This window comes from Monashia sp. HAY1-5C (genome assembly GCF_056755255.1).
In genome coordinates, this window is the sequence record NZ_JBPGXG010000303.1 from 1 (window position 1) to 315 (window position 315).

The 315-nt window shown below is 60.6% G+C and carries 1 protein-coding gene; it reads left to right on the plus strand.

Annotation, left to right across the window (positions count from 1 at the left end):
- A partial coding sequence (locus ACR9ZK_RS21770; protein ID WP_481344041.1) for a rhodanese-like domain-containing protein occupies positions 1 to 315 on the plus strand: 315 nt, incomplete at both ends.

Consider the following 315-nt stretch of genomic DNA (forward strand, 5'->3'; position numbering starts at 1 on the left):
GAATACCGGCCTGCACAACAAGCCGAAGATCGCCATGTACTGCACCGGCGGCATCCGCTGCGAAAAGGCGACCGCCTTCATGAAACAGCAGGGCTTCGACGAGGTGTTCCATCTCAAGGGCGGCATCCTGAAGTATCTGGAGGAAGTGTCGCCGGAAGAGAGCCTGTGGGAAGGCGCGTGCTTCGTCTTCGACGAACGCGTCTCCGTCGAGCATGGCCTGAAAGAGGGCAATCACAAGCTCTGTCACGCCTGCCGCCAGCCGATCACCGCGGAAGAAGTGACATCGCCCTTCTACGAAGCGGGCGTCTCCTGCAG